Genomic DNA, 21170 nt, shown 5'->3' with positions numbered 1-21170 from the left:
ATTTTTTGTTTTATTTTCAATTACTTATTGTTTTATTTGCTTTTGATTTGATCAGTGTTGTCAACTGGAATGGGATTTATGGGAGGAAATTTTTCCTAAATTTTTTGTATTTAGATCGAATATTTAGTCATTTTTTCCCCTGTTGTGTGACCCGTATCACCGGATGAAAGAATGTAAGCGGTGTAACTCGTTGCTTCATTATGCGGTAACTCATATCCTCTCTTTACAAAAAGTAAAGAAGGACTGCTCTGATGAAGATCAAGAATAAAGTACCTGCCCTATTTGCAGTTTCATTCCTCACGCTGGGTTTATCGAGTCAAAGCCTGGCTGCTGAAGTCACCGTGTGGGCTTGGGACCCTAACTTCAATGTCGCGGCAATGCATGAGGCATCGTCGGTATATAAAAAGTCCGATCCAGGTTTTAGTCTGAAGGTGATCGACTCAGGTAAAGAAGATATTGAGCAGAAATTAAATACAATGCTGGCTTCTGGGGTTAAAAACTCTCTTCCTGATATTGTACTTATTGAAGATTATAATGCTCAGAAATATCTTCAGGCTTATCCTGACTCGTTTATCCCATTACAAGATTCTATCGATTATAGCAAATTTGCACCTTATAAAACTAAAGTGATGACGGTAGAGAATAAGGTATACGGTGTTCCTTTCGATTCTGGCGTGGCAGGAATGTTCTATCGACTCGATTATCTGGAAGCTGCCGGCTATAAAGAAAGTGATATGGTGAATATTACCTGGGATAAATATATTGAGATCGGCAAGCAGGTAAAAGCGAAAACCGGCGTTGATATGCTGACCTACGATATGAACGATGTGGTTCTTCCTCACATTATGATGCAGTCCGGTGGAGAATGGTTCTTTGATAATCAAGGGCAGCTCAATCTCACTAAAAACAATGCACTGAAAGAAACATTAAAAACGATTAAAGCGATTAATGATGCAAAAATAGCACGTCCTATTTCTGGTTGGTCTAGTTTTGTGGGGAGCTTTAATGCCGGGAAATCAGCGAGTGTGGTTTCTGGTGTATGGGTGATTGGTTCAATTAAAAGTGCTGAGGATCAGAAAGGGAAATGGCGTGTTGCGCCTATTCCACGGTTGAATCTCGACAAAGCAATACATGCCTCCAATCAGGGAGGATCGAGCTGGTATGTCTTAAAGGGTGGGAAAAACACTAAACAGGCGATTGAGTTTTTGCAGAAAACCTTCGCGGCGGATAGCAGCATGTATCAAACCCTTTTGGTCGATCGTGGTGCGCTCGCAACTTTCCTTCCTGCCACTTCCGGCCCTGCTTACGCAGTAAACGATCCGTTCTTTGGTGGGCAACCCGTGTTCGCTGATTTTTCTAAATGGGTGACTGAAATCCCACAAGTTTCCTACGGTATGTATACCCAGGAAGTTGATAACGCCATTGCCGCGGAAATACCTGCATTACTGAAAGGTGATTCTGTTGATAACGTTTTAAAACGTGCTGAAGCGACATTAAAAAACCAGATTATGCAGTAGCGAGTGTGAGCTTGAGGGTGGCAAGCCCTCAAGCATTTCTCTCCAGAAATAGATGGTGTAATAATGATGTATAAACCTAAAATGAATAGGCTTTATAACATCAACGGCTGGGCTTTTGTTGCTACCGCTGTTGGGTTAATTGCTTTAATGACGATATACCCTATTTTCAAATCACTTTGGCTCTCTTTTCAGTCTGGCCGTGGGGTGGTGACACAATTTGTTGGCTTGGGAAATATCATTCGTTTATTCAGTGATCCTATGTTCAAAACGGCACTTTGGAATACGTTAACGTTTCTGGTAATCCAAGTTCCCATTATGATTCTATTATCACTGGCTATTTCTTCTTGTTTGAATTCGTCTCAGCTTAAATATCGCCAATGGTTTAGAATTGCCATCTTTTTGCCTTGTGTGACCTCACTGGTGGCCTACTCAATTCTTTTCAAGAGTATGTTTGAACTGGATGGCGTGATTAACTCATTCTTGCTGTTTATTCATGTTATTGACGATCCGATTCCATGGCTATCCGATCCTTTCTGGGCAAAGGTGACGATTATTATTGCGATCACATGGCGTTGGACAGGATATAATATGATTTTTTATCTTTCTGCTATGCAGAATATTGATAAGTCAATTTATGAGGCGGCTAGGGTTGATGGCGTCAGCCCCATTAAGCAATTTTTCTTCATTACGATACCCTTATTGAAACCGGTTATTCTTTTTACCAGTGTGACATCAACCATTGGCACATTACAGTTGTTTGATGAAGCGATGAATATCACGAATGGTGGTCCGGCAAATGCGACGCTGACGTTATCGCTTTATATCTATAATCTGTCATTCAAATTTGTGCCTAACTTTGGCTATGCTGCAACGGTTTCATACGTCATTGTTGTTTTTTCAGCAGTGCTGGCACTGATTCAGTTTAAAGCCGCACGGAAGGGATAATATGAGAAAAAGTAAAGTTAACAGTATACTCATGCATATTTTTCTCGTGTTGATGAGCATTTTTTCGCTTTTCCCTTTCTATTGGATGGTGGTGTCAAGTACCAATAGCACCAGTCAAATTAACATGGGGAAATTCACGTTTGGCGATCAATTGCTGGTCAATTTTACCAATCTGACGAGCCAGGTGGATCTGGCGCTGGTATTCTGGAACACGTCAAAAATTGCGTTGATTAGTACGGTATCAACGCTTGTCGTGTGCTCTATCGCAGGCTATGCGTTTGAAATTTATGCCAGCAAGAATCGTGAGCGTGTCTATGTGGCGCTATTAACGACGATGATGATTCCGTTTGCGGCATTAATGATCCCGCTCTTCACCATGTTTGGTCAGGCTGGGCTACTCGATACGCATTTTGCTGTGATCATGCCGACAGTGGCCGGGGCATTTATTATTTTCTACTTTAGGCAGTGTACTAAAACGTTTCCGAGAGAATTGATCGATGCGGCGCGTGTGGAAAGCGTCGCTGAGTGGAAAATTTTCTTGTACGTCTACGTGCCGATTATGCGTGCTAGTTATTCTGCTGCTTTTATTATTGTGTTTATGACGTCATGGAATGCCTTTCTCTGGCCGCTTATTGTCCTTCAATCTAACGAATTAAAAACGATTAATCTGGTGCTATCGAGTTTTGCTTCCGCTTATTCTCCAGATTTCGGACTTATTATGGTTGGAACAGTGATTTCTACACTTCCCAGTTTACTTATCTTCTTTGCCATGCAGAAGCAATTTATCGCCAGCATGACGGGAGCGGTAAAGTAATACGCTCTCAATGGCAAATTAACGTTTGAGGTTCACATGGCTGATATTTTACTAAAAAATATAGTGAAACGTTACGATAAGACGGAAACGATCCATCGTATCAATCTTGAAATTAATTCTGGTGAGTTTGTGGTATTCGTTGGCCCATCGGGATGTGGTAAATCGACGCTGCTGAGAATGATCGCTGGACTGGAATATATCACGGATGGTGAAATTCATATTGATAACCGTCTAGTTAACCATTTTGATCCCGCAGAGCGAGGGATTGCGATGGTTTTCCAATCCTATGCGCTGTACCCACATATGACAGTGGCTGAAAATATGGGATTTGGGTTAAGAATGAATGGGCACCCTAAAGCCGAAGTCGAAAAAATGGTGCGAAAGGCGGCGATGACGCTTCAGCTCGAAGCCTTGTTGGATCGTACACCGAAGCAGCTGTCTGGCGGTCAGCGTCAGCGCGTCGCGATCGGGCGGGCAATTGTACGCGATCCTAAAGTGTTCTTATTTGATGAGCCGTTATCGAACCTTGATGCCGAATTACGCGTGGAAATGCGTTTACAGATTGCCCGGCTGCACCAGGAAATGCGTAATACCATGATTTATGTGACGCACGATCAAGTAGAAGCAATGACGCTGGCGGATAAAATCGTGGTGCTAAACAAAGGGGACATTGAGCAGGTCGGCACGCCAATGGAGCTCTACCATAAGCCAGAAAATCTTTTTGTCGCCGGTTTTATCGGTTCGCCGAATATGAATTTTCTACCCGGTGAAGTGATACAGGTTGAAGGAAATAACGTGAGTATATTGATCAATACGCTTAATACACTTTCCGTTAATGCTGCCAACCACGGGCTGAAAATAGGACAAAAAATTACCGTTGGCATTCGGCCAGAACACCTGAGTATTGATCCAAATGGCGGAGATGTCAGCCTGGCAATCAATAGTGAGGTAACCGAAAGGCTGGGTAATGCCACATATATTTTTGGTGCTTATTCTGGCGTTAATCATTTCAAAGTTCATTTGTCGGGTGACAACAGTATTGTTCCTTATTCAACGATTCCACTGACATGCCGTAGTGAAAATCTGCATTTTTTTGATGAAGATGGAAAGAGAATTAATTAAAAATAACGGTCAAAAATACTGATAATAACGCCATTAAAAAGACTATATGGCGTCAGTGAAAAAAGACAAGCCTAACCAAGCAGCGATTAAAATTAGCTGCTTGGTTTCGTATGTGAAATTTATTTTTATAAATATAGTCTTCTGTTTTTAATTTGTACCTGGGTATTTAAGTCATAAATACTTTTTAGTGTATTACCTCAAGGAGAAGTGAATGAAAAAGAATAATTATTCAGGAATCATCTCTGTATTGTTAATGCTATTTATAGGGTTCACGGCGACCAATCTGGCGAAAGCGGCACAGCCGTTTGCTTATGGCGCGGATATTGGCTGGGTAAAGCAATTAGAAGATCGAGGAGTAAGCTGGCGTGATGATGCCGGAACGCCGCGCGATGTATTACAGATATTGCGCGATCACGGCATCAACGCTGTACGGTTGCGTATTTTTGTTAACCCCGATCCTAGCGCGTTATGGCATAAAGATAATACGACCTGGACGATGCTTGGCTACACGGATAAAACCCGCGTGGTGGATGCCGCACAGCGTGCCAAAACGATGGGAATGCGCGTCATGGTGGATTTCCACTACAGCGATGTTTTCGCAGATCCAGGTCATCAAATCAAGCCAGCCGCGTGGGCGAATTACAATCTTGGTCAATTAACGACGGCCGTTTATAACCATACACATGAGGTGATGACTGCGCTCATTGCCGCAGGCGTGACGCCGGAATGGGTGCAGGTTGGTAACGAAATGAACCCCGGAATTTTACTACCGGAAGGCAGTACAAGCCGATTTGCCAATTTAACGCAGCTACTGAATGCTGGCTATGATGCGGTTAAAGCAGCCAGCCCTTCTTCCAAGGTGATCAGCCATTTGGCGCATGGGAATAATAATTCGAACGCTCGCTGGTTTTTTGACAATTTCCTCACTACGCACGGTGGGAAAACCGATGTGATTGGTTTTTCATTTTACCCCTATTGGGAGGGGAAAAATTATTGGGAGCTTACTGGCGCACTGGCTAGCAACCTCAATGATATGGCGAGCCGCTATGGTAAGGAAGTCATGGTTGTTGAAGTGGGTGGTTTGGAGACCAACCCGACAGATAGCTACTGGACGATTAAGGATACGATTAATCTTGTTAAAGCGGTACCGGGAAATAAAGGGATTGGGGTTTTTTATTGGGAACCCGCGGGGAATGCCAGCGTGTTGCCGGATGGCTACGCATTAGGTACGACGACGCGAGTTTCAAACAATGTATTGCAATTTACCCGGGCACTGGATGCGTTTGCTGAGTCGCAAATCAATTTTATCACTGGAACACGTTATAAGATCGCTAATCGACATAGCGGTAAATCGCTCAATGTCGTGGGCGGTTCACACGAAGATGGCGCATTGCTTGAACAATACAGCGATGGTAACTGGGACAGCCAGCGTTTTTATTTTAACGCGATGGGTAACGGTTATTTTAATGTGGTGAGTGTTAATAGTGGAAAGTACATTGATATTGCTTCCGGTGCCAATGAAGAGGGGGCGCAAATTATCCAAATGTATAACACCGGCCATTTTAGCCAGCAATGGCTGATTTTGGATGCTGGAGACGGTTATTATAAAATCATGAATAGAAATAGCGGAAAGCTTTTGGATATCAGTAGTCGTTCGACAGAGAATGGTGCATCAGGTATTCAATGGCATGATAATGGAGGATTGAATCAGCTATGGAAAATAACCGCTAATTGATGCTCTCTGGCCGCGCAACTTACTCATAAAGGTAAGAAATATAACTATAATACGGGTAAGGTTATATCGGGCTGAGTGTGAAACTTTCGCGCCAGACCATTTCATAACCAACCTGTACGTGTTTCTTATAATAGCGTCCCGCGACCAGCTCTAAAAATAGATCGACGGCGGCTTCACCCATTTCAGTAGGGTAGAGCCGCATTGTGGTCAAGCTGGGATTGAGGTGCTGTGCCGTAGGGATATCATTCATCCCGATCACTTTGATTTGCTTAGGGATTGAAATGCCTTTCTCTTGGATCGCACGATACACGCCAATAGCGATAATGTCTGTTGCTGCGAATACGACATCAGGCCATTCTTTTTGTTGCAGTAACTCATTCATTGCCTGATAGCCGGACTCAATACAGAATAACTGGCTGATCTTACATCGCGATTCGTGGTAGATACCGTATTTTTGGGTTATCTCTTGAAATACATGCAGTCGGCTCTCATTGTTCCCTATAAATGCGGGGCGTTGAGCTCCGCTATTAACAATGTAATGTAAGACTTCGCGTGCAGCCGCTTCGCGATCAAAAAGTACGGCATCGCATTGTTTATCGAGGGGAGCAGAATCTATAAAAATCAAATTCTTATTTAATGAATAGATTAAGGCGGTATCGTTATCGCTAAAGTGACCTACGCAAATGATCGCCTGTGCCTGCGCTAAAGTCTGACCATTGGATGATAAATTTGTGGTGAATAGATTGCGCAACGAAATATTAAAATGGTGGCAGCGGTTTTCAATACCAATACGCATTGCGGTAAAATAAGGGTCGTTGAGTTCTTCTGAAGGCGTAAGAAAGTGGACGACGGCAAGATTTAATAAGTTGTCATTATCCATTTTGAAATGAGATCGCACCACAAGCGAGTTCTCTAACCTTTTTTTCTGCTGCTTACGTTGTGTGGGCGATAAATATGCCAGCTCATAGGCAATTTTCTTGATGAGCTGACGCTTTTCTTTGGTTACGGACAAGGTAGGATCGTTATTAAGCACGCGAGAAACGGTTGACGCTGCCACCCCGGCTTTTTGAGCGATATCTGCAATTGTTGCCACAAAAAATTTTCCATAATTTTTCTATAAGGCTGATATTAGCGAATGCTCAATTCATTTAACATCCTCATGGGCTAAAAATACGATTAAATGTTCAGTCGTACCACCGTGTCTGGAAGGGACTAACAGATACTGCTGATATAGTGAAATCAATGAATGGTGTTGGATCGCAAGCGGTGTATCTGTTTGCGATCCTTGTTCACACCACATCGTGGTACTACTTTATTACCCTGTCAGTTCAGCAACGCCTGCGCTTTTTCGACCACGTTATCAACGGTAAAGCCGAATTCTTCGAACAGCAGTTCAGCCGGCGCTGATTCGCCGAAGCTCGTCATACCAACAATCGCACCGTTCAGGCCGACGTACTTGAACCAGTAGTCCGCGATACCGGCTTCAATCGCCACGCGCGCCGCTACCGCTTTCGGCAGCACCGCTTCACGGTAGGCTGCATCCTGCTTATCGAACGCATCCGTTGACGGCATCGACACCACGCGCACCTTGCGGCCTGCGGCAGTCAGTTTGTCATACGCCCCCACGGCCAGCTCCACTTCAGAGCCGGTGGCAATCAGGATCAGCTCCGGCTGCCCGTCGCTGTCTTTCAGCACGTAACCGCCTTTCGCTACGTTCGCCAGTTGCTCAGCGGTACGGGGTTGCTGCGCCAGGTTCTGACGTGACAGGATCAGCGACGTCGGGCCGTCCTGACGCTCGATGGCGTATTTCCACGCTACCGCCGTTTCCACCTGATCCGCCGGACGCCAGTTGCTCATGTTTGGCGTTACGCGCAGGCTCGCCAGCTGTTCAACCGGCTGGTGCGTCGGGCCGTCTTCGCCCAGACCGATAGAGTCGTGGGTGTAGACGTAGATGCTGCGGATTTTCATCAGTGCAGCCATACGCACCGCATTACGGGCGTATTCCACAAACATCAGGAAGGTCGCGGTGTACGGCACAAAGCCACCGTGCAGCGCAATCCCGTTGGCAATCGCCGTCATACCGAATTCGCGCACGCCGTAGTGGATATAGTTGCCTGCGTGGTCTTTATCCAGCGACACCGAACCAGACCAGATGGTCAGGTTGCTCGGTGCCAGGTCGGCAGAGCCGCCCAGGAATTCCGGCAGCAGTTTGCCGTAGGCTTCCAGCGCGTTCTGTGAGGCTTTGCGGCTGGCAATTTTCGCCGGATTCGCTTGCAGGTCTTCGATAAATTTCTGTGCCTCTGCCTGCCAGTTGGCGGGCAGTTCACCGCCAGTGCGGCGTTTGAATTCGGCAGCCAGTTCCGGGTACGCGCTGGCATAGGCAGCAAATGCCTCGTCCCAGGCCGCTTCCTTACGCTGACCAGCCGGTTTGGCATCCCAGGCGGCATAAATGTCAGCCGGGATATCAAACGGCGCGTGCGTCCAGCCCAGTTGTTCGCGGGAAGCCGCAACTTCTGCCTCGCCCAATGGCGCACCGTGCGAGTCGTGCGTACCTGCCTTGTTCGGAGAACCAAAACCAATCACGGTTTTGCACATCAGCAGTGACGGTTTATCAGTGACAAGCTGGGCTTCGCCGATGGCGCGTTTGATAGCGTCCGCGTCGTGACCGTCCACGCCGCGCACCACATGCCAGCCGTAGGCTTCAAAGCGGGCGGCGGTATCGTCGGTAAACCAGCCTTCAACATGGCCGTCAATGGAAATGCCGTTGTCATCATAAAACGCAGTCAGTTTGCCGAGCTTCATGGTGCCTGCCAGCGAACAGACTTCGTGGGAAATCCCTTCCATCATGCAGCCGTCACCGAGGAAGGTGTAGGTGTGGTGGTTAACAATCTCGTGGCCCGGACGGTTGAACTGCGCCGCCAGCGTGCGCTCGGCAATCGCCATGCCCACTGCATTGGCGATACCCTGCCCCAGCGGGCCGGTGGTGGTTTCAACGCCGGCGGTGTAGCCGTATTCAGGGTGACCCGGCGTTTTGGAATGCAGTTGGCGGAAGTTTTTCAGTTCTTCAATCGGCAGGTCGTAGCCGGAGAGGTGCAGCAGGCTGTAAATCAGCATGGACGCGTGACCGTTAGACAGTACGAAGCGGTCACGGTTGGCCCAGTTAGGGTTAGCCGGATTATGGTTAAGATAGTCGCGCCACAGCACTTCGGCGATATCGGCCATGCCCATCGGTGCACCCGGGTGACCGGATTTGGCTTTCTGCACCCCATCCATGCTCAGCGCACGGATAGCATTGGCAAGTTCTTTACGAGAGGACATGCTTGACTCCAGAAATTACAGCTTGGCTGCCAGCAGCGCTTCCAGCTTTTGTTGATCGGCAGCGAACAGGCGAATGCCTTCCGCCAGTTTATCGACGGCCATCGCATCCTGATGGTGTTCCCAACGGAACTCGGCTTCGGACAGCGGCGAAGGTGGATTGAACGCTTCGGTTGACGGCGTCAGTTGGCGTTCGATGGGGGCGTCGCGGTTTTTTAACTGCTCCAGCAGCGCAGGGGAAATCGTCAGGCGATCGCATCCCGCTAAGGCGAGAATCTGTTCCACTTTACGGAAGCTGGCCCCCATGATGACGGTTTGGTAGCGGTGGCGTTTGTAATAGTCATAAATATTACGCACGGAGATCACGCCGGGATCGCTTTCGGCCTGATAGTGACTGGTGGGCTGTTTTTCCTGATGCCAGTCATAAATCCGGCCAACGAATGGGGAGATCAGGAAGACACCGGCTTCAGCGCAGGCACGCGCTTGCGCAAATGAGAAAAGTAGCGTCAGGTTGCAGTTAATTCCTTCTTTTTCCAGCTCTTCTGCTGCGCGAATGCCTTCCCAGGTGGCGGCGAGTTTGATCAGAATGCGCGAGCGCGGAATGTCTTTTTCCTGATACATCCCAATCAGTTTACGGGCCTTGGCGACGCACATCCCGCGATCGAACGAGAGGCGAGCATCCACTTCGGTGGAGATGCGGCCGGGAATGCTTTTCAGCACCTCTGCGCCAATATTCACTGCCAGTCGGTCGCTGGCGTTGATAAGCCGTGTTTCCGGGCTGCCGCCTTGCTGGTTCGCATAGGCAATCGCGTCATCAAACAGCGGCTGGTATTGGGGCAGGGTGGCGGCTTTCAGAATCAAGGATGGGTTCGTGGTGGCATCTTGTGGTGAAAATTGACGAATAGAGTCGATATCGCCGCTATCGGCGACCACCACGGTAAACTGTTTAAGGGCTTCGAGTTGGTTCATGAGTGAGCTCCTTGGCATATCAAAAAAGCAATGAACGGAACGGTGTTCGCAGCGCTATGCCACACTGCACCACTGGAGAGCAGAATGACATGCGCTTTTTCTGATTACTGTAATTGGAAATGCACCTGAAGAGGGGGCATTCGCCCTGTGCGGATCGGAATGGGTTACCGACCACTGTCGCGCTTAACGGGTATTTTCCTGATGTTCGTAATAACTGATTTTTTCAATCTTCGGTGCGGAGCCACCGCCTTCAAATTCCGATTCCAGCCAGGCTGCGACGATCTCTTTCGCCAGTTCAGGCCCGATAACACGCGCACCGAGCGTGATGATCTGCGCATTGTTACTTTTTCTGGCTCGCTGGGCGGAATAGGTGTCATGGCACTGTGCCGCACGTACCCCGGTCACCTTATTCGCCACAATACTCATGCCAATACCTGTGCCGCACAGCAGAATCCCGCGTTCGTGCGTCCCTTCTTTAATTGATATTGCTACCGTATGTGCGACGTCGGGATAGATGGCGTTATCCTGATTTTTATCGCTGCTAAAATCGACCCAGGGAATATTAAGCGAATCCAGATAGCGGGTAAGTGTATCGCGTAAACTCCAGGCCGCATCGTCTGCGCCAATAGCGATTGGTTTCATGGTGATAGTCCTTACATTTTATTTAATTTAAAAAATCGGTTATCAGAAAACACGAGCGATTAATGCCAGCGCTAATGATTACTCTTCGAAAATCGTGATGTTTCCCTGTGCTAGCAAGGTTGTTGGTATTGGCCCAATTAGGTGAATCGTACCGGGTAATTCTGCTTTTTCTGCTCCATCAAATAACAGTGTTATGTGACCCAGCTCTTTCAGATTTTGGCTGGCGACATCACCTATTGCACTGAGCGAATATGTGATGCCGAATAACGCCATTTTTTGCTGAACAGAAAGCGGCTGAATTAACTCCCCACCATGATGGGTAATACAATAATCTCTGATGTCTTTAGGCGCATTATCGCTGAAAAGAATGAGACGTTTTTCTGCCAGAAATAATGCTGCATTTTCTCCCACCGTGCTTATTGTCGCCTGCCAGATAATTCGTCTCATTTTCTCTACCTTATTTGGGCTTATCTGCCTGCGTATTGAGTGAGTGAGATTGCCCGGTCGGTAGCGCATGATTTTCTTCGCCCGATGGGATAATGCCTTTTTTCTTCAATCGACTATCAAACCAGGCAACAAGTACGGGGGCGGTGAGCATGGTGATAATGCTAGCCGTTGCTAATTGCGCCGTAGCGGAGTCAACAAAAATCTGGAGGCTAGGATCGGCCTGCGCCACCATGGCGGGCGTCAATGCCGAACTGGCTGCGGTGGTGCCCAATGCTGCTCCCAGCGCCGTTTTTCGTTTCAGGAATAAGTTGTACAGGAAGTAGAAAATCAACCCGGTTATGGCGGAAATAATGCCCAGAACAATGCCAGATAAGCCCGCAGTAAAGACGGTGTGCATACTGGAATTGGCACCAATGGCAAACGACATGATAATAATGACTAGCGGTTGAGCCGCAGCGCAGAGTTGCTTGAATTTCTCATCAAGGTTGCCCCACATCATGCCAATGATTAGCGGGATGAGCATGGAAAGCAGGGCAGCAAACGGAATGTTGGCTAAACCGCTGACGCCGAGAACCACCATGGTTACGAAGGGGCCGTCTTTAATACAAAAAACGGAGATGGCACCCGCATCGCTGGCATCACCGTAGTTACTGCACAACGCAATGTACAATGAACTGTTTGAACTGGTGATACAGGCAATAAACGCCAGCGTAGAAATACCGAAGAACCCAGCGGGACCAAAAAAAGCGCCCATAAACCACACTGCCAGTGCACCCGCACAGAATTTCAGCATCAGTAGCATGGTGCCTTTATAGAGAGGGAGCCCGGCTTGACGAATATTAATTGACGATCCGCAGATGAGAAGAAATATTCCCATCATTGCACTGGAACCTGCTTTAAATAATGCAGTTGTGGGGCCGCCTATTTGTAATAGCGATGGCGCGAAGGTATTCATCAATATCGCCGCGAGCAGTGGGATAATGATCAGCCCTCCTGGGACTTTATTCATTTTTTCAAGAATATTTATATTTCTCATGGTGTTTCTCTCGTGTAGGGTAGAGCAACATCCAGGCCTGTTAATCAGACCTATGCAATACGTCGGTTTTATTGTTTATCGTGATTTTTATTGCTCTATTTTTTATTGCATTGTTTCCCGGTGAATATGATCAATAATGGTGTGAATAATATCTTCGGGGCCGGTTAAACCGCCTTTCCCGACACAAATTAATCCTTCGTAATCACCGCCAATGATTTTGACCAGATCGGTTTGAGGAATAACGTAATCCACCATCTCGATACCGTTAGCACCGAGCTGTTTGAGTACGTTCACCATCGTATCTCCACCTGTCATATACAGGCCTTTAATTTCAGAAGCCGCAGCATCCAGCACGGTTTTTACGATATTACCCAGACCCTGATTAATATTCTCCGCAGCTTGACCGTGCGCCAGCCCAAAACGCTGCTCTTCCTCATTGAGATCGAGCAGGCGACCGGTTAATGCGGATTCAAAAACGAAGATGGCATTCGCGTGCGTTTTCACACACTCCAGTGCCTGCCTGACCACTCTTGCCACTTCAATATCTGCTGAATGCTCTTTATCAATCAGGAGTTCGGCATCAATCGGAATGTGGCAAACGCGTGGGTCGGTTTCAATGAGTGCGGTAAGCTGTTTTTTGGTTACCGGCGTTGCGCTGCCGGCGACGACGATAATTGAACCCTGCTGTTGTTCCTGAGGGATGAGCGCTTTCTCCTTGCGTTCCTCGTCGCGGATCATTTCTCTGGTAAAGGCCAGGCGCTCGGTAAAAGGACCGGGATCGACAGCCAGCACATTCCAGTTCAGCTTGGTAACCGCGCGAGCAATATTTTCCACATCGGCCAGTGAAATGGCATCCACAACAATGACGCGAGCGCCTTCCCGCTGCTGTTGAACCAGCGCATCGCTGATGGCGTTATAGCCTTTTAACACGCAAGACAGGGGAATATGCTTCACCTGATGATGTGTTTGCTCACTGAGTAGCCCGGGAACAAAAGTTTCCGTCACTGGCGTGCGAACATCTTTGGCGACATCGGTACAGGACAAGGCGACGGAATCAATGACTGAGTAGCCGCCGACCACGATGCGGCGCGATTGCGGCATGGCGGGAACGACCACCGCGACCGTTTCCTGCGGCAGTACTTCCAGCATGGCATCAATTTCGTAGCCGATACCGCCGCGTAGTGTGGTATCGACACGTTTAGTGAAATACACCGCACCGCGTTCCAATAGCGCTTGCGTCGCGTTTCTCACACGGTTTTTCGCTTCAGCTTTGGGCAGCGGACGGCTATCGCTGCTGATCACCATCGCCTGCCAGTCTGATTCACAGTCCGTGAACGACGTGGTATTAAAAAAGGCGGCCGTTTTCATGCCGCTGCGCGCCAAGAGAACGCCGATCGTCGTTGCGCCAGTGAGGTCGTCAGCGACAATCCCCAGTTTGTCTCCCTGTTTTCCCTCCGCCCGTAGCCGAATACCCGCGGGTGTGACATCCGAGACATAGATATCCTCTCGAATGTATTCTGCCAGCGGCCCCGTTTTTGCCGTCGGGTGGAGATTGATCGTCGGAATCCCTCGTTTGGGATAAAGACCGCAGCGCAGCGTGCCGCCGCAGTCGATAACCACTAAACCAATCTCTTGTTCATCCGGTTCCCCGTGTTTGAAGACATCCACAGATTCCCAGCCGGTGAGTTCCATCAACCGGTCTACCACGGTAGGACGGATTCCCCCGGTAATGTAGGCAATTTTTTTCCCTGGTGTGACATTAACGAGTAGCGGTCCGCCCCAGCCTTTACCGCCTCTGATAATTTCCAAATATCGCGTCATGGTGTGTTCTCCATCAGTGGCCTGAAACTCACATTAGTGCTTCATTTTCCAGTAACGTGCGGCAACCAGCGTCGATTCCAGCATGCTGACCGTACCTGCCTTGCCTGTGCCTGCAATGTCGAAAGCGGTGCCGTGGTCGACCGAGCTGCGCATGAATGGCAAGCCGAAAGTGATGGTGATGGAGCGCTCGAAGTCGAGCGTTTTGCAGGCGATATGTCCCTGATCGTGATAGAGCGACAGAATTGCGTCGTAATGCCCTTGTTTTCCGAGATGGAAAACGGAATCCGCTGGAATCGGGCCTATCGCGTTGATCCCCATTTCCTGAGCGGCTTTGACGGCAGGAATCAGGTTGTCTTTCTCTTCATGACCGAACAGGCCGTTATCTGAGGCGTGCGGGTTGAGTGCAGCGACGGCGATACGTGGATTTTTAATATTCAGCGCGGTGAATTCATGGTGAATTTGCTGTACACAAGCAAGAACGCGCTCTTTGTTGGCGTAGTCACAGGCTTCTTTCAGCGCGATGTGGCGGCTGACAAAAAACACCCGTAGCTTTTGCACATGGAACATCGTCAGGCCGTAATCCGAACCGGTTTCAACCTGATAAATTTCGGTATGCCCTGGCAATTTGCAGCCCGCGAGCTTTATCGCTTCTTTATGGATGGGGGCGGTGGACACAACATCAATCTCACCCGCCATGCCTAACTCAATGGATTTCATGACGTAATCAAGCGACATCTTCCCAGCGAGCTGTTGGACCTTACCCCATTCGATGCTATCGCAATCATATTCGCCCGTTTCCAACACATCCAATGTACCCCAGCTGAATTTGGCTTCGGCAGGAGAGGTGATGATGTTGAGCGCAAAATCGCAGTGTTTAATGGCCATCGCACGGCGAATGATGGGGACCGAACCGATGAGGAAAGGACGGCACTCTTCATACACGTCTTTATCCATCATGGTCGCTACCGAAATTTCAGGGCCGATCCCTGCTGGATCGCCGATAGTCAGAGCTACAACGGGTTTTTTTACGGTCGACATAATTTCCCCTTTTATCGTAAACCGGAATGGTTTGGTTGTTCATATGTTCATTGATTGAACTTTTGTTTTATGGGATTTTACGGTCTAGCGAAGAAATAGCTTTGAATTCGATCACATTAAGCACAATTTTTTTCTTTTTGATGCATTTTCGTGATCGGGCATTTGTTTGTTGCGTGAATATAAGTTTGGTGATGGGGCTTTTGTTACGCTACAACGAAAGCCACGGTGCGAAAGAAGGAGATGACATGAAAAAAGTGATGATAGGCACGAGTTGGAAAATGAATAAAACCCGACAGGAAGCGATCGACTACTGTACGGTTCTATCCAAACAGCTTACCCCTGCTGCCGGTGCATTCATTCAGCCTTTTGTGATTCCCCCTTTTACCTTGATAAGGGAAGTGACTGAGTACCTGTCCGCGCACAAGGTGAATTGCCTGACAGGGGCGCAAAACATGCATTACGCTGACAACGGCGCGTGGACCGGAGAGGTTTCTCCGATGATGGTATCTGATTGCGGTGCGACGCTTGTCGAGTTAGGGCATTCCGAGCGGCGGCAATACTTCGCGGAAAACGATGCGGATATCCAGAAAAAAGTGCAGGCCGCGCTACGCTATCAGTTGCGACCATTAGTCTGCGTGGGTGACAGCGCACAAGAGAAGGCGTGGGGCGTTTCCAAAGAAAGCGTGATTCGGCAAATGAAAATTGCACTTGCCGGTTTAAACGCGGAACAGGTGACACGCGTCATCATTGCCTATGAACCCATCTGGGCCATTGGTGAAGGGGGAACGCCAGCCTCTGCACAGGAAGCACAGGATATTCATGCCGCGTTACGCCAGGCGTTGGTTGCCCTTTATGGCGAAAAAATCGCTTCCTGTATTACGCTTCTGTACGGCGGAAGCGTGAATCCGCATAATACCTGTGAACTTATTCAATGCGCAGATATTGACGGGTTATTTATCGGCAGAGCCGCCTGGAATGCGGATGATTTTTGCCAACTGGTGCGCAGTGTTTCGGCATTGTTGAATGAACAGGGTGAACGCATGACCCTAAGCGAAGCCAAAATGAGTTAAGCCATGAGCGAATTTAATTCAGACAGTGAATTACTGACGGAAATAGCCGTTGCGTATTATGAAAATCAACAGACCCAGGAAGAGATCGCCAGCCGTTTTGGCATCTCGCGTATCAAGGTCGGGCGTTTGTTGAAACGTGCGCGGGCGGAAGGGATTGTTGAAATTAATGTCCGCTATCATCCGGTATTTAGCTCCCAACTTGAGCAGCAATTTATTAAGAGCTTTGGCATCAAGCGTGCGCTGATTGCTATCGATCACCATGATGAAGATGAACAGCGCCAACAGGTGGCATCGCTGGTGTCCACTTACTTGTCCAGCATCCTGAAAAATGGCATGTCCGTGGCCGTTGGGCAGGGGCGCAATGTGGCGGCGGTCGCTAGCCACGTGGGGGTTTTTCCCGAACGGCACTGCAAGTTTATCTGCGGTATCGGAGGCACGCAGCGCGATGGGGAACTGATTGATGCCGATCATATCAGTCGTCATCTGGCACGGAAATTTAATGCCACGAGCGAAACGCTGTATGCACCTGCTTATGTCGAAAACCCGGCATTAAAATCTTCCTTTATGCAAAATCGTCTGATCAATGACACGCTTGAACGTGCAAGCAAGGCGGATATTGCATTGGTGGGGTTAGGCGACATGAACGAAAACAGCTTCATGGTTCAACTTGGCTGGTTTACCTCACAGGAGATCATCACGGCGCGTCAGGATGAGGGCGTTGTTGGTGATATCGCCGGATATGCCTTTCTGGATATTCAAGGGCGGCCTGTCGATACGGTGATGAACGACCGAGTTATCGGCCTGAGTCTCGATCAGCTTCGCAAGATCCCTTACGTGATTGCCATTGCTTCTGAAAATACCAAAGCGACGGCGATTCTGGCTGCGCTGCGTTCTGGTATTGTGGATGTTATTGCCACCAGCGCCAGTAATGCTCGCACGGTGCTGAGCCTGATATCCGCCAGACACTAGTCATCGCTTTATCCTCCCTCTACATCGCGTCGTGCGCCTGCACTACGCGATTTCTCGTTGTAGCCTATCTGGTTTCTGAACGAAAAACCGTCAAATAAAATAACTATATTAACCAGCATTCCCCCGCAGTTTTTGCCATCCTCGGTAGTTTAGCCATTGGCAAACACTATACTGGGTACTCTTTACCCTACAGACACAACAAAACCGAAAAGGTACATAAAATGGATGAACAGCTAAAGCAAAGCGCCCTTGATTTCCACCAGTATCCGATTCCCGGCAAAATTCAGGTTTCCCCAACGAAGCCGCTGGCGACGCAGCGCGATCTGGCACTGGCATATTCTCCCGGTGTGGCGGCACCCTGTCTGGAAATAGCCGCAGATCCGCTGGCTGCCTACAAATACACCGCACGCGGTAATCTGGTTGCGGTGATCTCTAACGGGACGGCCGTGCTGGGCCTCGGCAATATCGGCGCGCTGGCTGGTAAACCGGTGATGGAAGGCAAAGGCGTTCTGTTCAAAAAATTCTCCGGCATTGATGTTTTCGATATCGAAGTCGACGAGTTAGACCCAGACAAGCTGATCGATGTGATTGCCGCGCTGGAGCCGACGTTCGGCGGTATCAATCTGGAAGATATCAAAGCACCGGAGTGCTTCTACATTGAGAAGAAACTGCGCGAGCGCATGAAGATTCCCGTTTTCCACGACGATCAGCACGGCACGGCGATCATCTGTACCGCCGCCGTTCTGAATGGCTTGCGCGTCGTAGAAAAGAAAATTTCCGATGTACGTTTGGTGGTATCCGGTGCGGGTGCGGCGTCTATCGCCTGTCTGAACCTGCTGGTGGCCCTGGGTCTTCAGAAGCACAACATTGTGGTATGTGATTCGCGCGGCGTGATCTTCCACGGCCGTGATGAAAACATGGAAGAAACTAAAGCCGCTTACGCGATTGAAGATAACGGTGCTCGCAAGCTGGCTGATGTGATCCCTGATGCCGATATCTTCCTTGGCTGTTCCGGCCCTGGTGTGCTGACGCCAGAGATGGTGAAAACCATGGCACCACGTCCGCTGATCATGGCGCTGGCAAACCCAGAACCGGAGATTCTGCCGCCGCTGGCGAAAGAAGTACGCCCGGATGCGATAATCTGTACCGGTCGTTCAGATTACCCGAATCAGGTGAACAACGTGCTGTGCTTCCCATTCATCTTCCGCGGTGCACTGGATGTTGGTGCGACCACGATTAACGAAGAGATGAAGCTGGCCTGCGTGCACGCGATTGCCGATCTGGCGCTGGCGGAGCAGAGTGAAGTGGTCGCGTCTGCCTATGGCGATCAGGAACTGTCATTCGGCCCGGATTATCTGATTCCTAAACCGTTCGATCCGCGTTTGATCATCAAGATCGCACCGGCAGTAGCGAAAGCGGCGATGGATTCCGGCGTAGCAACGCGTCCCATCGCAGATTTTGATGCCTATATCGAAAAACTGACCCAGTTCGTCTACAAAACCAACCTGTTTATGAAGCCGATCTTCGCACAGGCGCGTCAGCAGCCGAAGCGCGTGGTATTCGCCGAAGGTGAAGACGCTCGCGTGCTGCACGCCACGCAGGAACTGGTCACGCTGGGGCTGGCGTTCCCGATTTTGATTGGTCGTCCAAGCGTGATTGAAATGCGCCTGCAAAAGCTGGGTTTGCAACTGACCATCGGTAAAGATTTTGAAGTGGTTAATAACGAATCCGATCCACGCTTCAAAGCCTACTGGAGCGAGTATTTTGAACTCATGAAACGTCGCGGCGTGTCGCAGGAAAAAGCGCAGCGTGCGGTGATCGGCAACCCGACGCTGATTGGTTCGATCATGGTTCACCGTGGCGAGGCGGATGCGCTGATTTGTGGCACGATTGGCACCTATGAAGAGCACTTCGATGTGGTCGAGAAGGTGTTCGGCTATCGCGAAGGCGTACATGCGGCGGGGGCGATGAATGCGCTGATGCTGCCGAGCGGCAATACCTTTATTGCCGATACCTACGTCAACGCAGACCCGACGCCGGAACAGTTAGCTGAAATCACGCTGATGGCGGCAGAAAGCGTGCGTCGTTTCGGTATCGAACCGAAAGTCGCGCTGCTGTCGCACTCCAGCTTCGGCACCTCGGATTCTCCGACGGCGCAGAAGATGCGAGCCACGCTGGCGCTGGTGAACAAGCTGGCACCGGAGCTGGAAATTGACGGCGAGATGCACGGTGATGCTGCGCTGGTGGAAGCGATCCGCCGCGAGCAGATGCCAGACAGCCCGCTGAAAGGCTCGGCTAACATCCTGATCATGCCGAATATGGAATCTGCGCGTATCAGCTATAACCTGCTGCGCGTGTCGTCTTCTGAAGGTGTGACCGTTGGGCCGGTATTGATGGGGATCGCGAAACCGGTACACATCCTGACGCCGATTGCTTCGGTACGCCGGATTGTGAATATGGTGGCGCTGGCGGTGGTGGAAGCACAAACCAAGCCGCTGTAAGGCATTTTCATTTGTACTGACAAACCCAGTTGATGTGTGGCTAATGCTGATCGTTTCAGGATCGAGATACCGGGGCTACCACGGTGTGAGGCATCCCTGCGGGAACCTCATCACCGTGCTTCCCCTTATATCTCGATCATTCTCCTCAGGGTATTATGATCCCCGACTGATCATCGGGAAGTCGCGGGTGAGATGGGGTTTCCCCTCGGGCTCACAGCCTGTGTTTTAGATTCATCCCCTGCGGCTTATTTCCCGCCAGCAAAGACCGGACGGTATCCTGTGCTTCGAGCACGCATCTGTAAGGAAGGTCATGGCGGTTCTCTGATATGTTCACAAGGAGAAAAGCAATGCATACACTCACGCCTGTCGGTATTGATGTCGCCTCACAGAAATTTGATGTAGCGGTCTGGAAAGGCGGCACATCCTACAAAACCAAAGTGTTCCCCAATACCCCTAAAGGTTTTAAAGCGCTGCAAACCTGGCTTGAGCCCTTTGGTGAATGTCATGTCTGCATGGAAGCGACCGGGGTTTACAGCGAGCCGCTGGCCACCTTCCTGAGTGATGCGGGTTATGTCGTCAGCGTGGAAAATCCGGCGCGTATTAAATCCTTCGGTCGCAGCGAGCTGAGCCGTAACAAAACGGACAAAGGCGATGCACGTATGATAGCGCGCTATTGCGGTCAGCACTCTCCGGTGGAATGGCAGCCGATCCCGCTGAATGAAAGAAAACTCAGGGCTCTGGTAAACCGCCTGAATAATCTGCTGGAGATGAAGCAGATGGAAGAAAATCGTCTGGAGACAGCGGATGCAGTGGTGCAGCCTTCCATCAGCGAAGTGATAGCCATGCTGGATGCCCAGTCAGAAGAGACACGGCGGGCAATAAACGACCATATCGATAATGACCCGGGGCTGAGGAAAAACAGGAAACTGCTGGAGTCGATCCCCGGGATAGCAGGTGTGCTGAGCAGTACGCTGCTGGCGTATCTGGGCGATATGTCGAGGTTCAGCAGCAGTAAGGCGGTGGTGGCGTGGACAGGGCTGAATCCGATGCAGCAGGAGTCAGGACAGTGGAAGGGAAAAAGTCGGATCTCGAAGATGGGTAACAGCATAATGCGCCGCTCACTGTATATGCCAGCGATAGTTGCGATGCAGTATAACCCGGCGGTAGCTGCGTTGAGAGAGCGGATGAATGCCCGTAATAAGTCAGGGAAAGTGGTGGTGTGTGCAGCA

At 49.4% G+C, this 21170-nt stretch carries 17 protein-coding genes; 9 read left to right on the top strand and 8 right to left on the bottom strand.

Going from position 1 to position 21170, the window contains the following annotated elements; translation table 11 throughout:
• The first annotated feature begins 251 nt into the window (after positions 1 to 251).
• The 5 genes from EDI29_RS20105 (at position 252) to EDI29_RS20085 (ending at position 6133) form a co-directional block, all read left to right on the top strand.
• Complete coding sequence (locus tag EDI29_RS20105) at positions 252 to 1517, top strand: ABC transporter substrate-binding protein (protein ID WP_137742300.1); 1266 nt, start codon at positions 252 to 254, stop codon at positions 1515 to 1517.
• 63 nt (positions 1518 to 1580) lie between these two features.
• Complete coding sequence (locus EDI29_RS20100) at positions 1581 to 2462, top strand: carbohydrate ABC transporter permease (protein WP_137742299.1); 882 nt, start codon at positions 1581 to 1583, stop codon at positions 2460 to 2462.
• A gap of 85 nt (positions 2463 to 2547) precedes the next feature.
• Positions 2548 to 3276, top strand: a complete 729-nt coding sequence (locus EDI29_RS20095; protein WP_241664978.1) for a carbohydrate ABC transporter permease — start codon at positions 2548 to 2550, stop codon at positions 3274 to 3276.
• Positions 3277 to 3312: 36 nt separating this feature from the next.
• The gene (locus tag EDI29_RS20090; protein ID WP_137742298.1) at positions 3313 to 4398 is read left to right on the top strand and encodes an ABC transporter ATP-binding protein; all 1086 of its coding nucleotides are present in this window, start codon (positions 3313 to 3315) and stop codon (positions 4396 to 4398) included.
• Between the two features lie 211 nt (positions 4399 to 4609).
• On the top strand, positions 4610 to 6133 hold the full coding sequence (locus EDI29_RS20085; RefSeq protein ID WP_137742297.1) for a glycosyl hydrolase 53 family protein: 1524 nt from the start codon (positions 4610 to 4612) through the stop codon (positions 6131 to 6133).
• 61 nt (positions 6134 to 6194) lie between these two features.
• On the opposite strand, the gene EDI29_RS20080 is transcribed toward EDI29_RS20085, so the two are convergent.
• The 8 genes from EDI29_RS20080 to pdxA form a co-directional block, all read right to left on the bottom strand.
• A complete protein-coding gene (locus EDI29_RS20080; protein WP_137742296.1) occupies positions 6195 to 7226 on the bottom strand; it encodes a LacI family DNA-binding transcriptional regulator in 1032 nt (343 codons plus the stop codon).
• A 230-nt stretch (positions 7227 to 7456) separates the two neighbouring features.
• On the bottom strand, positions 7457 to 9451 hold the full coding sequence (gene tkt, locus EDI29_RS20075; RefSeq protein WP_137742295.1) for a transketolase: 1995 nt from the start codon (positions 9449 to 9451) through the stop codon (positions 7457 to 7459).
• A gap of 15 nt (positions 9452 to 9466) precedes the next feature.
• The gene (gene tal, locus EDI29_RS20070) at positions 9467 to 10417 is read right to left on the bottom strand and encodes a transaldolase (protein WP_137742294.1); all 951 of its coding nucleotides are present in this window, start codon (positions 10415 to 10417) and stop codon (positions 9467 to 9469) included.
• A gap of 183 nt (positions 10418 to 10600) precedes the next feature.
• On the bottom strand, positions 10601 to 11059 hold the full coding sequence (locus EDI29_RS20065; protein WP_137742293.1) for an RpiB/LacA/LacB family sugar-phosphate isomerase: 459 nt from the start codon (positions 11057 to 11059) through the stop codon (positions 10601 to 10603).
• A 78-nt stretch (positions 11060 to 11137) separates the two neighbouring features.
• Positions 11138 to 11506: a PTS glucitol/sorbitol transporter subunit IIA gene (locus EDI29_RS20060; RefSeq protein ID WP_137742292.1), complete on the bottom strand. Its 369-nt coding sequence runs from the start codon at positions 11504 to 11506 to the stop codon at positions 11138 to 11140.
• Between the two features lie 10 nt (positions 11507 to 11516).
• A complete protein-coding gene (locus EDI29_RS20055) occupies positions 11517 to 12542 on the bottom strand; it encodes a 2-keto-3-deoxygluconate permease (protein WP_137742291.1) in 1026 nt (341 codons plus the stop codon).
• A gap of 102 nt (positions 12543 to 12644) precedes the next feature.
• Positions 12645 to 14363, bottom strand: coding sequence for a four-carbon acid sugar kinase family protein (locus EDI29_RS20050; protein WP_137742290.1), 1719 nt, complete (start codon positions 14361 to 14363; stop codon positions 12645 to 12647).
• A 33-nt stretch (positions 14364 to 14396) separates the two neighbouring features.
• A complete protein-coding gene (gene pdxA, locus EDI29_RS20045; protein WP_137742289.1) occupies positions 14397 to 15401 on the bottom strand; it encodes a 4-hydroxythreonine-4-phosphate dehydrogenase PdxA in 1005 nt (334 codons plus the stop codon).
• 245 nt (positions 15402 to 15646) lie between these two features.
• Here pdxA and EDI29_RS20040 point away from each other — a divergent pair, with 245 nt between their 5' ends.
• From EDI29_RS20040 to EDI29_RS20025, 4 genes are all read left to right on the top strand, one after another.
• Positions 15647 to 16471, top strand: coding sequence for a triose-phosphate isomerase (locus EDI29_RS20040; protein ID WP_137742288.1), 825 nt, complete (start codon positions 15647 to 15649; stop codon positions 16469 to 16471).
• Positions 16472 to 16474: 3 nt separating this feature from the next.
• Positions 16475 to 17440: a sugar-binding transcriptional regulator gene (locus EDI29_RS20035; RefSeq protein ID WP_137742287.1), complete on the top strand. Its 966-nt coding sequence runs from the start codon at positions 16475 to 16477 to the stop codon at positions 17438 to 17440.
• Between the two features lie 221 nt (positions 17441 to 17661).
• Positions 17662 to 19941 (top strand): NADP-dependent oxaloacetate-decarboxylating malate dehydrogenase, encoded by a 2280-nt coding sequence (gene maeB / locus EDI29_RS20030; protein WP_137742286.1) that lies wholly within the window; start codon positions 17662 to 17664, stop codon positions 19939 to 19941.
• Between the two features lie 347 nt (positions 19942 to 20288).
• Positions 20289 to 21170: IS110 family RNA-guided transposase (locus EDI29_RS20025; protein WP_137742285.1), on the top strand; the 882-nt coding region annotated here is incomplete at its 3' end.

This window comes from Pectobacterium polonicum (assembly GCF_005497185.1).
GTDB lineage: Bacteria > Pseudomonadota > Gammaproteobacteria > Enterobacterales > Enterobacteriaceae > Pectobacterium > Pectobacterium polonicum.
This window is presented reverse-complemented; position numbering and strand designations above follow the sequence as displayed.